We start from the raw sequence: 13,347 nt of genomic DNA, 5'->3' as shown, positions 1-13,347 counted from the left end.
ATTCAGGACTGGCGGATGACTTACAACCACCGCCGTCCGCACAGCTCTCTTGGAGGGTTGACGCCTGCCGAATTTTCGACTCAGTGTGCTTCCGTTCCAGAGAAGGTTCCGCCTACGGCTCCACCTTCTCCTCCACTCCAGCACACTGACTTACTTACCTAACCCCAACTCTCATAAGCCTGGTTCAAACTTCGGGGGCATTTCACATTGTTTGATTTGGTTTGCACTCACTCGCACGAGCAAACTCAGTCTTGTATTGGATCAAACAGCTCAAGCGAGTACACGGGAAAAAGCGCAGTGTTCAATCATCTTGATCTCCGAAATCACATCCGAACCCTTTCAAGTCTTGCTTGGGATAGCTTGAACAACAGCGAGTTCCTGAAACCAGGACTGATCGATGAGCGAGGGCTACGGTTTGGCAGACCAAGGCTTTGGCGCACCGCTGATGGATTTCACGATTACGAACCAGAAACGCTGACGATCTTTCAACCATTTAAGGACGAATCTCCACTCATTCGCAAAGCGATCTGGAACCGTTCCGCAGACATGAAAAGAGTCTTCGAAATCAGCGAAGATCAACACTCCCACACCGCGTTCAATCCGGTTCCAACGATTACCATTCAAGACGCCTCGATCGAGAAGGATGGCTTCGAAGCGATCCTCGTCCAGGCAAATGAAATCAGACTGCCGCTCATGTGGCCATGGTCAAACCACCGCGACAACTTGACCGAAGATGTCGGAAAAGTCGGAATGGAAGTCTTCGACATCGCTCAGCCACAAGCAAGCCTGCGACTGGAATGGTCCGCCGAACCACCGCCAGAATGGAAGCCAGCTTTGGAGTGGTTCGATCAAATGTCGAATTGGCTGGAGTCTCAGCTCAAGCCGTGACGGCGAACATTGCGGCTCGAACTCGGCTCAGTCCTCAGTTGCGATCAAACCGCGAATTGCCACGAACCTTGCACTCTTCTAAAAGCGCCTGCAGCTCCGCGACGATTTCCGGTTCGTCATTGTAGAGGTTGTGTCTCTCGCCCGGATCATTCTCGAGATGATAGAGTTGCCCCGGTGCGTCGGGAGCCGATTCCGGCAAGGCATACTGTTGAAGCTGTTTCGAATTGTACCGATTCCCTCCCGAACTTTTGTGGTCGAGAAACTTCCACGGCCCTTTGCGAATCGCCAGTGCCAGGCTGATCGTTTGATGGAGAATGAAATCACGCGCTGTGTCTGAGTCCTCCCCTTTCAAAGCAGCAAGAAAGGAGATGCTGTCTTCAGCTGTGTCATCAGGCAGAGACACTCCCGTCACCTCGGCACATGTCGCCATGATATCGGTCAGGCAGACAAGCTGAACAGAAACGGTTCCAGCTTTCACAATTCCCGGCCATCGAACAATCAACGGAACACGGTGTCCCCCTTCCCAGTTGTCACGCTTCATCCCTCGCCAGGGATTCGCTCCGTCATGCTGATAGCGACGACGCATATTGACCACAGTTCCAACTTCCGGACCGTTGTCGCTCGTCACAATGACAATGGTCTTCTCAGCGATGCCGAGTTCACTCAGCTTCTTCACGAGCTGCCCGACAATATCGTCGAACTCGAAAATGAAATCCCCATGCGGACCAGCATCAGTCTTTCCTTGATAGTCCTTTCCAGGAAACGAAGGAAGATGAACCGCTTGCATGGAGTGAAAGAGGAAGAACGGCTTCTCCGGCTGATTCCCAACATGATCGTCGAGAAACTCGAGGCTTTTCTTGAGGAAGACCTGATCCACCTCTTCATGATCAAACCCGGAAGCGACGAGACCGGGGCGGCAGTCGAATGACCATTCGTGCTTCGGCAGTTGAGATCGATCAAGCACGTCGACGGGAGGAACTGGAATCCGGTCGCCCTCGATGTATGCATACAACCAATCGGTTGTTGGACAACACGCAGTCCCAAAGAACTGATCGAAACCGTGATTGACCGGTCCATCGGGAATGGGACGCGAGTAATCGATTCGCTCGACTCCCTTGAGCCCATTTTCCGAAATCGGCTCGCCCTGCTCGTCGAAGAAAGTCATTCCGACATGCCACTTGCCGAACATGGCAGTGGCATACCCTTCTTCTCTCAGCATCTCAGGCAAAGTGAATTGGTCGCCAGAAATCAGACAGGGACCACCCGCCCCGCTGAAGACACCGCGATAATTCAACCGAAACGCCATCTGCCCTGTCAGAAGACTATATCGCGTCGGAGTACAGACTGTTGACGGGCTATGAGCATCTGTAAATTTCATCCCCTGCGAGGCCAACGCATCAACATGGGGAGTCGGAACCTTCGACTCGGCGTTATAGCAACCGACATCCCCGTATCCCAAATCGTCGGCCAGGATGACGAGAATATTCGGGCGTTCCGTCAGCTCCGCACTCAGTTCATTGCCAGCCAAAAGCACCGCAAGCAACGTGACAGCAACAAGAGTGCAAGACGTCGTTCTCAATCGAGAACCAGAAAGACGTAAGAGACCGAAGAAACCAAAAATGGCCAGCCCAAACGAGAGAAGTGAATTCATGGCTTCTTTCTCTGACATGACTTGAAGCGATCACTTGCTGCACTTCCTGTTTCCTGAAGTGCTCTCTCTCTTTCCTCGCTGGCGAAAGAACAAGTAATCCCGTGAACGCCCTTCCGCTCATCACAGAGCGAACGCGAGCATCCAAGCAGCCATTCTCATGTCTTCCCGACGAAAGATCAATTCTGATGGATCAATGCATTCCGTTTCGATGCACCAACTCCGGGAAGAGAAATGCTTCCACCCTCACCTTCGCAGGCTCCATCTCAGTGGACTTACTTCTCACCCACACCTTCGGTCAGCCGGATCGGACCGTCTGCGGTCAACGCAACAGTGTGTTCAAAATGCACGCTTCTCTTGCCATCAGCGGTGACCACTGTCCATTGATCTTTCAGCACGCGAATATCCGAAGTCCCTCCATTGAGCATTGGCTCAACAGCCAAAACTAACCCGGGCTGCAATTCGAAGTCATCTCGTTGAAGAGACTCTGTCGTGTAGTTGGGAACCTGTGGACCTTCGTGCATCTCACGACCGATCCCATGCCCCACGAATTTTTCGACAAGCGACAACTTCTTCGCTTTCGCCAGCTTCATCATCTTACGGGCCACAGTCGACCACTTCTTTTGCCTGCCCATCTGCTCAATGGCAACGTTCAGCATTTCCTCACCGACATCAAGAAGGTGCTGTGATTCTGAATCAACATCGCCGACCGGATATGTCCAGGCAGCATCTCCACACCACCCGTGAATTCGGCAACCTGTGTCCACACTCAAGATATCGCCGCTTCGCAGTGGTTCTGCCGAAGGAATTCCATGAACGACTTGCTCATTGGGACTCATACATGTCACCGACGGGAACGGAACTGACCCTTCACCGGGATACCCTTTGAAGAGAGGTTCAGCGTCTTGAGCGGCAAAGAATTCTTCGACAGCCTGATCAATCTCAAGAGTCGTCACGCCGGGTTCAACCATCTCGCGAACGATCTTGTGCGCCCGCGCGACAAGCTCACCCGCATCTCTCATCAGCCCAAGTTCACGCTTGCTCTTCAGCGTAATCATCAACTTCTCCAGGTCTCACTTTCACTGGACCAAAACGAAAACACCCGGCGCGAGCCGGGTGTTCAACAACAAATTCCGTTGGAAGCAGTGCGACTTCGCTTAAACTTCTTCCGACTCCAACATTCCGGGCTTGTTTCGCATCACAAGATGACTGTCAATCTTCTGAACAAGGTCCAAAGCAACAGAGACCACAATCAGAAGCCCGGTTCCCCCGTAGAAACTCGCCACAAGGAATGAGATATCCATCCCCATCGCCACCAGGGTTGGAATGATCGCAATCAATGCGAGGAACCCTGCCCCGACGTATGTAATTCGCGTCATCACCTGATCGAGATATCGCTCAGTGTGTGTTCCCGGACGATACCCAGGAACGAAACTTCCGTAGTCCTTGAGGTTCTCCGCCATGTCCTTCGGATTGAATGTGATACTCGTCCAGAAGTAACAGAAGAAGAAGATCAATGCGACGTTGAGAAGGTTGTAAACAAGCCCACGGCCACCAGCGAATGTCCCTTCCGCCTGAGCCAGGAACCAGTTTTCAGGAAACTGCTGACTCAACCAGCTGAAGATGAACATCGGGAACATCAACAAGCTCGATGCGAAGATGATCGGCATCACGCCAGCCTGATTCACCCGCAATGGAAGAAACTGACGCTGCCCTCCGAGGACACGACGACCTCGAACATGCTTGGCACTTTGAATTGGAATCCTTCGCGTTGCCTGAGTGATCGCGATGACCCCCAGAACAACCGCGACGAAGATCACACCCAGCGGCAACAATTTATCAATTCCGGCATCGGTTCCGAGTCCGATCCCGCTTCTCATCGCAGGTCGCAGCAGTTCCATACCGGCTGACGGCATCTGAGCCAAAATCCCCGCCATAATCAACAGGCTGATTCCGTTTCCGATCCCGTATTCGTCGATCTGCTCACCGATCCACATCAGTAAGAGTGTCCCGGTCGTCATCGTTATCGTGGCCACGATGTGGAAGAAGAAGGTATTGTACTCTTCGAGCACCAACCCGTTTCCAATCCCGCCACCGCTCAACACACGGATCCAAAAGTAGCTCTGCGCCAGACAGATGGCCACGGTTGCGTACCGCGTATATTCGTTGATTTTCTTGCGGCCGGTTTCGCCTTCTTTCTGAAGTGCTTCCAACGGCGGATAGACTTGCCCAAGCAACTGAAAGATGATCGACGCCGAGATATACGGCATGATCCCCAACCCGAAGATCGTCGCGTTTCCGAGCTGCGACGCAGATAGCAATGCCACAGCCTGGAGCATTTGCCCCATGCCCTGCTGACTCGCCATCTTCTTAAAGGTTTCCGCGAACTGCGCCTGATCGATGAATGGCAGCGGAATCGAAAAGCCCATCCGATACACTGCCAGCAAGATTAGCGTGATGTAAATCTTCTGGCGAAGCTCGGGAATGGTAAAAACGGTTCGCAAGCGAGAGAGCATTAAACAACGTCCTTATCGTCAACCGCTCGGTCAATCCCAGGCCGAACGGACTCTGTGCTCTTTGTCATTTTTCTGAGCACAACTGTCCATACGAGCCGAACTGCACAGGGGTTAACGCATTCACAACGATCCGTGCAAGTCCAATTGTGCGTAAATCCGCCAAACTCACTGACTTCCTCCAGAACACTATTCGCTGGCGTTCTGTGAAGCTTTGGAGATTTCGATCGTTTTTCCGCCGGCAGCTTCGATTTTTTCTTTCGCCGACTTTGAAAATCGGTGTGCGTGAACGGTCAGCTTTCGCGACAACTCTCCGTCACCCAAAATCTTGATGAAGTCGTAAGAGCCTTTGGCAAGCCCGAACTTCTTCAGTGATTCCGGAGTCACTTCTGCACCGTCTTCGAACTGCTCGTTGAGCGTCGAAACGTTGACAGCGATCACTTTCTTGGCGAACGCGTTGTTGTTGAAGCCACGCTTCGCAACCAGTCGGAACAACGGCATCTGACCACCGGCGAAACCGAGCCGACGTGAATGACCGCTTCGACTGCCTTCACCCTTGTGACCTCGGCCAGAAGTCTTCCCGTGTCCAGAACCTGGACCACGTCCAACGCGCTTGCGCTTCTTCCGCTTCTGAATTCCGTCGTGTACGTCGTTGATAATCATTAGACTTCTACTCCACGCAAGCGAGCAACGTGTTCCCGTGTTCGCAATTTCGACAAAGCGTCAAAGGTCGCCTTCACCAGATTCACTGGATTGCTGGACCCACGACTCTTGGTGAGAATATCAGTCACACCGGCGAGTTCAACAACCGCCCGAACTGTCTCACCCGCGATAATCCCGGTACCAGGAGCAGCTGGAACAAGCACGACACGCGAAGCCCCAAAACGGCCTTCCACCTGATGCGGAATCGTTGTTCCATCAAGTGCAACGTCCTGCAGGCGACGATTCGCCTGTTTCGTCGCTTTCTCAACAGCAATGGGAACTTCCGTTCCTTTACCGTATCCATACCCCACACGACTGCTCTCGTCACCGACAACAACCAACGCGGCGAAGCTAAATCGACGACCACCTTTGACCACACAGGCACACCGACGAATCTGGACGACTCGTTCGGGATTCTTCGTAGAATGGCCTTGTCCGCTATCTTGTTGCGCCACTGTGGCAACTCCTGATCAATAAACTGAAATCGTGAAGAGATCGGCGTTTAAATTCAGCCGAGGTCCCCGATATTCTAAAGTTCTACACCTGCTTCACGGACACTTTCCGCGATCGCTGCGACTCGACCATGGTACTTATATGCTCCACGATCGAAGGCAACCTTCTTGATACCAGCTGCCACGGCACGTTCGCCCAAAGTCTTACCAACCAGCTTGGCAACCTCAACGCTGCCATGCGGTTTGCCAGCTCCACCAAGATCACCTTCCAGTGAACTTGCTGAAACGAGTGTCCGTCCGGATTCATCATCAACAATCTGAGCCGAGACATTTCGATTGCTTCGAAAGACAGACAACCGGAGTTGCCCAGTCGCACGAACTCGATTCCGGACGTGATAACGCCGTCGAACACGTTGTCCGGCAATTCGCCTTTGTACCTTCATGATTGACTTCCAATAACTTCCGAACCGGCAGTTTAACTCATTAATGTGAATCGAACAGTTGTCGTCCCGACGTAGTTGTTAGCTACCGAATGCTTTACCAGCTTTCCGACGAACATGTTCGCCCTCGTAACGAATCCCTTTGCCTTTATACGGTTCGGGAGGTCTGACTCTGCGGATATTCGCTGCGAATTGCCCAACGGCATGCTTATCGCAACTTTTGACCACAATCTGTGTCGTTGACGGCAACTCGCAGGAGACGTTCTCCGGGACAGGCAAACGAATTGTATTCGCAAACCCAACCTGCAAAGCGAGTTCTTTGCCGTTCAAGGTCGCCTGATAACCGACCCCTTGAATTTCCAACTTGCGGACGAATGGCTCCTGAACTCCAGCCACCATGTTGGCAATCAGAGCCCGCGTCAGTCCGTGCAAAGCGCGGCTTTGTCGTTGCTCATTAGGACGCTCAACGCGAATCTCTCGCGCATCTCCATCCCAGACAACATTCATCGATGGATGAGGTTCCAACGCCAACTCGCCATGCTTCCCCTTCACACGAACGCTGCCACTGTCAATTGTGACATCGACACCGTCGGCAACAGGGATAGGCTTTTTACCAATTCTAGACATGTCTTCCACCTGCAGTTCAGATCAACATTCCGCGAAGAATGCGAACTGTTTCATCTGATCACTACCACACTTCGCACAAAACTTCGCCACCGACGTTTTTCTTCCGTGCTTCTCGACTGCTCAAAACACCCTGATTTGTCGAAAGCACACAGATTCCCATACCGTTCAACACTTCAGGAATGCTGTGACGATCGGAATAAATTCTTCGGCCTGGTTTGCTGATTCGAGCGATTCGTTGAATCACACGTTCCCCGGTCGGGCTGTATTTCAGATTAATCCGAAGCACCGATTGTGGATGTTGTTCAACGACTTCGAAGTCCCAGATGTAGCCTTCACGCTGCAACACGTCGGCGATCCCGACTTTCACCTTGGATGTCGGAATTTCGACGAATGGACGCTCAATCTGAATCGCATTGCGAATTCGAGTGAGCATGTCGGCAATCGGATCAGTCATCATTGTTGATACAACCTCAAACACTTTTCAGCGCTAAATCTGGCAGTTTTTCCTGCCAATCAATGATCTCTTCGCAACCTGATTAAGAAAAACGATGAACGAGACCATTTCCCGTTCCGTCACAATTACCAGCTGGCCTTCTTGACTCCGGGCACAACGCCATCAAGACACAGATCCCGGAAGCAAATTCGACAAACCTTGAACTTGCGATAAACCGCCCGAGGACGGCCGCAGAGTGCACAACGATGTTCAATCCGCGAGCTGAACTTAGGCTTCTTGTTTGCTTTCGCGATCTTCGACTTACTAGCCATAACTCAATTCCAACACTTGTTAGATCTCACCAACCACGACCTAGCGGCTGCTTCCGTCCTTAAAGGGCATTCCGAATTCGCGAAGAAGCAAACGAGCTTCATCGTCAGTCTCTGCACTCGTCACAATTGCGATATTCATTCCCTGAACATGCTTGACGTTGTCTGCATCAACTTCAGGGAAAACGAGCTGCTCACTGATGCCCAGACTGTAATTGCCCCGACCATCAAATGCTTTCGGGCTCACTCCCCGGAAGTCGCGAACACGAGGAAGAACGAGTGTGATCAAACGATCGAGGAACTCGTACATCCGGTGTTTGCGAAGCGTGACCGCTCCGCCGATTCGCATTCCTTCACGCAGTTTGAACTGTGCGATGGATTTCCGTGCACGTCGTACAGAAGGTTTCTGTCCGGTGATCTGCTCAAGGTACCCGAGTGATTCATCCAGAATTTTTTGATCCTGAACAGCGGCACTCACCCCCATACTGACCACGATTTTTTCAATCCGTGGCAAGCTGTGAGGATTCGACCGGCCCAACTCGCTGGCGAGTTTTGGAACGATCTCAGTTGTGTACTTTTCCTTCATCCGGGCCATCGCACCCACCTTTGAACTCAATATCAATTGTGCTTGCTGACGTCAGTGTGTGCTTTGAAGCCACTGAATTCTTTGCACTCTTTGTGATTCAATCTTTTTCGGACGATGATTATTGCCGAAGAGGCCTCGTCCGTTCCATCAAGTCTACGACTTCTTTGCGTATTTCTCTCGAGCGGGACTGACCGCGCCGATCCCGTTGGAACAGCTTCGACAGAAACGTTCTTTCTCTCCCGTTTCGGTATACCGATAACCGAGCTTCACTCCCTTACCGCACTGGCTGCAGTAGTACATCACGTTCGAGCTTTGAATGGGCTTTTCCATTCGAAGCCGTCCACCCTGAGGGCTTTTCGGATGGCCACGTCGAACGTGCTTGTAAACCAAGTTCACGCCTTCGACGACGACTTTTTTTCCTTCGTCGAGAACTTCCTGCACCACGCGCGGTCGCGGTTCTGCACGATCTTTATCATCGCCAGCGACAACCACAACCAAATCACCACGTTTGATTTTCATAGTCACACCACTTCGTTCGCGAGGCTAATAATCTTCATGAATCGACGATCACGAAGTTCCCGGGCAACTGCCCCGAAAATACGTGTTCCTCGCGGATTTCCATCCGGGTCGACCAACACCACTGCGTTACTGTCAAATCGGACGTAACTTCCGTCGTCTCGACGAGTCCCCTTGCGGGCTCGAACAATCACTCCCCGTGTCACTTTTCCTTTACGGAAAGCATCAGGAGCACCAGCAATCGACTTCTGAATTGCAACGATAATAACATCGCCAAGTCCGGCCGTACGACGACGCGTTCCGCCAAGAACTCGGATACAACGGACGCTTTTGGCTCCCGTGTTATCTGCAACGTCCAACATTGTCTGCATCTGAATCATAGCGACGCTGACCTTACTCTCTTCAGACAGCCCATACCTGGCTGTCTCGCATGACTGATAATTTCATTTCCAAACAAGCGAAGCGACGATCCGCATCTCTTTGATGGCTACTATCCATCAACACGAAACCGCTCGCTCATCCGCAACTCTCTGTTTCGCTGGACTATTCTGCGTCCGATGTACTTGCTTCAACAGCAGGTGCCCCACCTGATGCACCAGCAATTTCGGCGTCAGTCGCGATGCCCGAGTCCTTCTCATCGCGTTTAATCTGACTGGCGACATCCGACACGCTCTTCACGACGCGGACGAGTTCCCAACGCTTGGTCTTCGACCGAGGTCGGCACTCGACGATCTCGACAGTGTCACCAATCTTTGAAGTATTATCTTCGTCGTGGACGTAGCAGACGGTCCGCCCACGCACGATCTTTCGATATTTCGTGTGCTGAACCAAACGCTCGACATCAACCCGTCGCGTTTTGGGGTTTCCATCGCTTTTCACAACGCCAATCAACTTCGTACGCATGTCTGTTCGGTTCTCAACTACTCAAAGTGGATACGATGATTCTGTTCTGACCAATTACGATTCGGAGCCAGCTGCCTGCAGGAGACGTTCGTGCTGGATTGTTTTAATCCGCGCGATTGTCCTTCTCAACTTCTTCAAGTTACTCGGAGCGTCAAGTTTCTCAGTCGATGCCTGAAACCGAAGCTGAAACAACTCCTGTTGAGTTTGTTCCAACTCAGCCTGGAGTTGCTCTTCGTTCATTTCACGCAATGAATTTGCTTGCGACATCAGTCAACCATCTTCTTCTGGCAACAATTAACTCTGAAGTTTCAAAACCCACGATGGCCATTCGGCCTAGCTCGAACTGGCGGCAGGACGCCTCACCATTGAGTGCTGTGGGTCTTCAACGATCCGAAAACTAGCGATTCCGAACCGTGTGATTGAGTGATTCGACGAACCACTCGTACCCTCACAACGTTTTTCAGAACAAGTCTCAGAGGTCAGTCGTACGACCTGTTCGAAACAGGAATCCTCGCACGACTCTTCCATCCCTCCACAAAAGGCTGCAGAACCTCGTCCTGAAGACAATCAGCCTGCTGGTCGTTCAACCATACGAACACGCACAGGCAATTTGTGGGCAACACGATTAAAACAATCACGAGCCGCATCGTGGGTTCCACCCGCGATCTCGAAGAGTACCGTTCCGGGCTTCACAACTGCAACCCAGTGGTCCGGTTCCCCTTTACCTTTTCCCATTCGAGTTTCCAATGGACGAGCGGTCACTGACTTATCCGGAAAAATTCGGATGTACAGTTTTGCTCCGGTACCTCGAATATATTGGGCAGCCGCAATACGACAGGCTTCGATGGTTGTTGCTGTAACATGCCCAGCTTGTGTTGACTGAAGGCCAAACTCACCGAAAACGACCGTGTTTCCACGGGTCGCGTTACCTTTTATGCGACCTCTTTGCCTTTTTCGATACTTTACTCGCTTCGGCATAAGCGCCATCGGAAATCTCCCCGTCAGCGTAATCACCCAGGTCAACCCAGACTTTAACGCCAATCACACCTTGTGCGGTTTTTGCTTCTGTAAATCCGTAATCAACATGTCGCTGGAGCGTTGAAAGAGGAATCGAACCTCGGCTCGCCTTTTCGCAGCGAGACATTTCTGCCCCACCCAAGCGACCGGACAACTCGATCTTCACCCCGTTCACTCCTGCTTCCATCACCTGATCAAGAGTACGCTTGATCGCACGACGGAAACTTCCTCGTTTTGTCAGCTGCTGAGCAATATCCTCAGCAACCAGTTGTGCCCGTCGGTAAGGATTGTTGATTTCAACAATCTTCACTTCCATCCTTCGACCAAACTGGTCTTCCAGGCGAGCCTTCAGACGATCGATCTCTTGCCCTTTACGGCCAATGATGATCCCCGGACGAGCGGAAAACAGGTGCACAATCACCTGATCACGAGTCCGATCGATTTCAACTTTTTCAATCGCTGCCGATTTGTATTCGGTGTGAATGAACTTGCGAATCTTTCGGTCTTCGACCAAAAGATCTCCAAATTCTTTCTTCGTTGCGTACCAACGGCTTCGCCATGGCTCAACGATTCCAACACGAAAACCGCGTGGGTGAACTTTTTGTCCCATCTTGCCGACCTTTGTTCTATTCCACTTCAGGAGCATCAATCGCGACATGAATATGCGCGAATCGACGTCGAATGAGAAAAGCCATCCCACGGGCACGTGGTTGAAGCCTCTTAAACATCGGCCCACCATCGACCCGACAATCGACAATTGGAAGATGGTCAACGTTCCGAGCACCGCGGTCTTCTGCATTTGCCGCAGCGCTACGCAACACCTTCTCCAAAAACCGAGCGCCTCGATTCGGTTGATACTTCAACGCTTCCAGGCCTTCTTCAACAGACATTCCGCGAATCAGTTCAGCGAACGGACGAACTTTCGTCGCTGAGATTCTCGCGTGCCTGTGAACTGCTTTTACCAGTGCCATGATCCACTCCCGCAGGTATTGCTACCCACAATTCGCCTGTCCATCAGATCGATATTTATCGATTTCCTTTTGCTCCGTGGCCACGGAACGTCCGCGTGGGAGAAAACTCTCCCAGCTTGTGTCCGACCATATCTTCTGTCACGTACACCTGAACGTGTTGTCGTCCGTTGTGCACGAGAAAGGTGTGGCCGATAAACTCCGGAGAGATCGTCGAACGACGAGCCCATGTCTTAATGGAGTCCTTGCGACCACTCTCTTCGAGTTTCGCGATCTTCTTCAGGAGCTTCTCATCAACATAAGGCCCCTTCTTCAGTGATCGACTCATTCCAAAACCTCTTCGATAGAAGCGTTCGCTTCAACTCTTGATTCAAAAACGTTGCGTGTTAAGCCTTCTTCTGACCATACCGGCGAGAACGACGCCGACGAATGATCGCTTTGGTCGATGGTTTTCGTCGCTTACGAGTGTTTCCACCTTTCGCAAGTTTACCAGTCGGGCTACAAGGATGACGTCCACCCGAGTTCCGGCCTTCTCCCCCACCCATTGGGTGAGCGACAGGATTCATCACAGTACCACGAACGTGAGGGCGTCGACCTTTCCAGCGGACTCGACCAGCTTTCCCCAGAACAATCTTCGAGTGCTCGGAGTTACTGATCACACCGATCGTCGCCCGGCAATTAGCAGGCAAACGACGGACTTCACCGGAAGGAAGGGTCACTTGAGCCCATCCTTTTTCACTTGCATTCAACACCGCGTAGTTCCCGGCACTTCGGACCATCTGTCCGCCTCGGCCAGGCTGCATTTCGATATTGTGAATCTGTGTCCCCTGAGGGATCTTCGACATTGGCAGGCAGTTGCCAACGGTCGGTTCTGCATTCTCACCGTTCGAGATCGTGTCCCCAGCCTTCAACCCTTCAGGGGCGAGGATGTAGCTCTTCACGAGCTTTCCGGACTCAGGACATTGATACTCGATCAAAGCGATTCGAGCCGATCGGTTTGGATCGTACTCGATGTGTGTCACAGTCATCGGAACATCATCGACTCGTCGCTTGAAGTCGATAATCCGATACAGTTTTCGATGACCACCACCACGATGCCGAACGGTAATCTTCCCGTGGTGATTTCGGCCGCCACTCCGAACGAGGCGAACCGTCAATGATTTCTCAGGGCGCTTCTTTGGATCGGTGATCTCAGCGAAATCACTCACAGACGCTCCGCGGCGACCTGGTGTGATTGGCTTATAAAATCGAATTCCCATGATTTCACCTAATAACTTCGCTGCAGATTAAACCTGCACCCGTTTCCTCTCGCTTGATCCGAACCG

General features: G+C 51.9%; 21 protein-coding genes. 2 read left to right on the top strand and 19 right to left on the bottom strand.

All coding sequences use genetic code 11. From position 1 onward, the window contains the following. Together KOR42_RS27750 and KOR42_RS02300 are read left to right on the top strand one after the other, a co-directional pair. The gene (locus KOR42_RS27750) at positions 1-162 is read left to right on the top strand and encodes an integrase core domain-containing protein (protein ID WP_390620856.1); all 162 of its coding nucleotides are present in this window, start codon (positions 1-3) and stop codon (positions 160-162) included. Between the two features lie 135 nt (positions 163-297). Then, complete coding sequence (locus KOR42_RS02300) at positions 298-888, top strand: hypothetical protein (protein ID WP_146507003.1); 591 nt, start codon at positions 298-300, stop codon at positions 886-888. Positions 889-922: 34 nt separating this feature from the next. On the opposite strand, the gene KOR42_RS02295 is transcribed toward KOR42_RS02300, so the two are convergent. From KOR42_RS02295 to rplB, 19 genes are all read right to left on the bottom strand, one after another. Then, on the bottom strand, positions 923-2,539 hold the full coding sequence (locus KOR42_RS02295) for a sulfatase-like hydrolase/transferase (protein ID WP_146507002.1): 1,617 nt from the start codon (positions 2,537-2,539) through the stop codon (positions 923-925). A gap of 272 nt (positions 2,540-2,811) precedes the next feature. Beyond that, positions 2,812-3,594, bottom strand: a complete 783-nt coding sequence (map, locus tag KOR42_RS02290; RefSeq protein ID WP_146507001.1) for a type I methionyl aminopeptidase — start codon at positions 3,592-3,594, stop codon at positions 2,812-2,814. A gap of 99 nt (positions 3,595-3,693) precedes the next feature. Then, positions 3,694-5,052 (bottom strand): preprotein translocase subunit SecY, encoded by a 1,359-nt coding sequence (secY, locus tag KOR42_RS02285; protein WP_146507000.1) that lies wholly within the window; start codon positions 5,050-5,052, stop codon positions 3,694-3,696. A gap of 186 nt (positions 5,053-5,238) precedes the next feature. After that, positions 5,239-5,712: a 50S ribosomal protein L15 gene (gene rplO / locus KOR42_RS02280; RefSeq protein ID WP_146506999.1), complete on the bottom strand. Its 474-nt coding sequence runs from the start codon at positions 5,710-5,712 to the stop codon at positions 5,239-5,241. After that, the gene (gene rpsE / locus KOR42_RS02275; RefSeq protein ID WP_146506998.1) at positions 5,712-6,206 is read right to left on the bottom strand and encodes a 30S ribosomal protein S5; all 495 of its coding nucleotides are present in this window, start codon (positions 6,204-6,206) and stop codon (positions 5,712-5,714) included. Before rpsE ends, rplO begins: the two co-directional genes overlap by 1 nt. A gap of 74 nt (positions 6,207-6,280) precedes the next feature. Beyond that, the gene (rplR, locus tag KOR42_RS02270) at positions 6,281-6,646 is read right to left on the bottom strand and encodes a 50S ribosomal protein L18 (RefSeq protein WP_146506997.1); all 366 of its coding nucleotides are present in this window, start codon (positions 6,644-6,646) and stop codon (positions 6,281-6,283) included. Positions 6,647-6,724: 78 nt separating this feature from the next. Continuing rightward, complete coding sequence (rplF, locus tag KOR42_RS02265; RefSeq protein WP_146506996.1) at positions 6,725-7,270, bottom strand: 50S ribosomal protein L6; 546 nt, start codon at positions 7,268-7,270, stop codon at positions 6,725-6,727. A 61-nt stretch (positions 7,271-7,331) separates the two neighbouring features. Beyond that, positions 7,332-7,727: a 30S ribosomal protein S8 gene (gene rpsH, locus KOR42_RS02260; RefSeq protein ID WP_146506995.1), complete on the bottom strand. Its 396-nt coding sequence runs from the start codon at positions 7,725-7,727 to the stop codon at positions 7,332-7,334. A gap of 122 nt (positions 7,728-7,849) precedes the next feature. Then, on the bottom strand, positions 7,850-8,035 hold the full coding sequence (locus tag KOR42_RS02255) for a type Z 30S ribosomal protein S14 (protein WP_146506994.1): 186 nt from the start codon (positions 8,033-8,035) through the stop codon (positions 7,850-7,852). Positions 8,036-8,075: 40 nt separating this feature from the next. Then, on the bottom strand, positions 8,076-8,627 hold the full coding sequence (rplE, locus tag KOR42_RS02250) for a 50S ribosomal protein L5 (RefSeq protein WP_146506993.1): 552 nt from the start codon (positions 8,625-8,627) through the stop codon (positions 8,076-8,078). A 144-nt stretch (positions 8,628-8,771) separates the two neighbouring features. Then, positions 8,772-9,137, bottom strand: a complete 366-nt coding sequence (gene rplX, locus KOR42_RS02245; protein ID WP_146506992.1) for a 50S ribosomal protein L24 — start codon at positions 9,135-9,137, stop codon at positions 8,772-8,774. 2 nt (positions 9,138-9,139) lie between these two features. Further along, positions 9,140-9,514 carry a 50S ribosomal protein L14 gene (rplN, locus tag KOR42_RS02240; RefSeq protein ID WP_146506991.1) on the bottom strand — a complete coding sequence of 125 codons (375 nt, stop codon included), beginning with the start codon at positions 9,512-9,514 and terminating at the stop codon, positions 9,140-9,142. A gap of 163 nt (positions 9,515-9,677) precedes the next feature. Beyond that, positions 9,678-10,037 carry a 30S ribosomal protein S17 gene (gene rpsQ, locus KOR42_RS27745; protein WP_146506990.1) on the bottom strand — a complete coding sequence of 120 codons (360 nt, stop codon included), beginning with the start codon at positions 10,035-10,037 and terminating at the stop codon, positions 9,678-9,680. A 54-nt stretch (positions 10,038-10,091) separates the two neighbouring features. Beyond that, the gene (gene rpmC / locus KOR42_RS02230) at positions 10,092-10,304 is read right to left on the bottom strand and encodes a 50S ribosomal protein L29 (protein WP_146506989.1); all 213 of its coding nucleotides are present in this window, start codon (positions 10,302-10,304) and stop codon (positions 10,092-10,094) included. Positions 10,305-10,604: 300 nt separating this feature from the next. Further along, positions 10,605-11,024: a 50S ribosomal protein L16 gene (rplP, locus tag KOR42_RS02225; RefSeq protein ID WP_146506988.1), complete on the bottom strand. Its 420-nt coding sequence runs from the start codon at positions 11,022-11,024 to the stop codon at positions 10,605-10,607. Beyond that, positions 10,963-11,664: a 30S ribosomal protein S3 gene (rpsC, locus tag KOR42_RS02220; protein ID WP_146506987.1), complete on the bottom strand. Its 702-nt coding sequence runs from the start codon at positions 11,662-11,664 to the stop codon at positions 10,963-10,965. The genes rplP and rpsC overlap by 62 nt, the downstream gene beginning before the upstream one ends. A 16-nt stretch (positions 11,665-11,680) precedes the next feature. Beyond that, on the bottom strand, positions 11,681-12,025 hold the full coding sequence (gene rplV / locus KOR42_RS02215) for a 50S ribosomal protein L22 (RefSeq protein ID WP_146506986.1): 345 nt from the start codon (positions 12,023-12,025) through the stop codon (positions 11,681-11,683). A 55-nt stretch (positions 12,026-12,080) separates the two neighbouring features. Next, complete coding sequence (gene rpsS / locus KOR42_RS02210) at positions 12,081-12,350, bottom strand: 30S ribosomal protein S19 (RefSeq protein ID WP_146506985.1); 270 nt, start codon at positions 12,348-12,350, stop codon at positions 12,081-12,083. 58 nt (positions 12,351-12,408) lie between these two features. Next, a complete protein-coding gene (gene rplB, locus KOR42_RS02205) occupies positions 12,409-13,281 on the bottom strand; it encodes a 50S ribosomal protein L2 (protein WP_146506984.1) in 873 nt (290 codons plus the stop codon). Positions 13,282-13,347: the final 66 nt, after the last annotated feature.

It is taken from the genome of Thalassoglobus neptunius, assembly GCF_007859735.1.
In the GTDB taxonomy this organism is placed as follows: domain Bacteria; phylum Planctomycetota; class Planctomycetia; order Planctomycetales; family Planctomycetaceae; genus Thalassoglobus; species Thalassoglobus neptunius.
The sequence above is the reverse complement of the archived record's forward strand: the minus strand, read 5'-3'. Positions and strand labels throughout refer to the sequence as shown.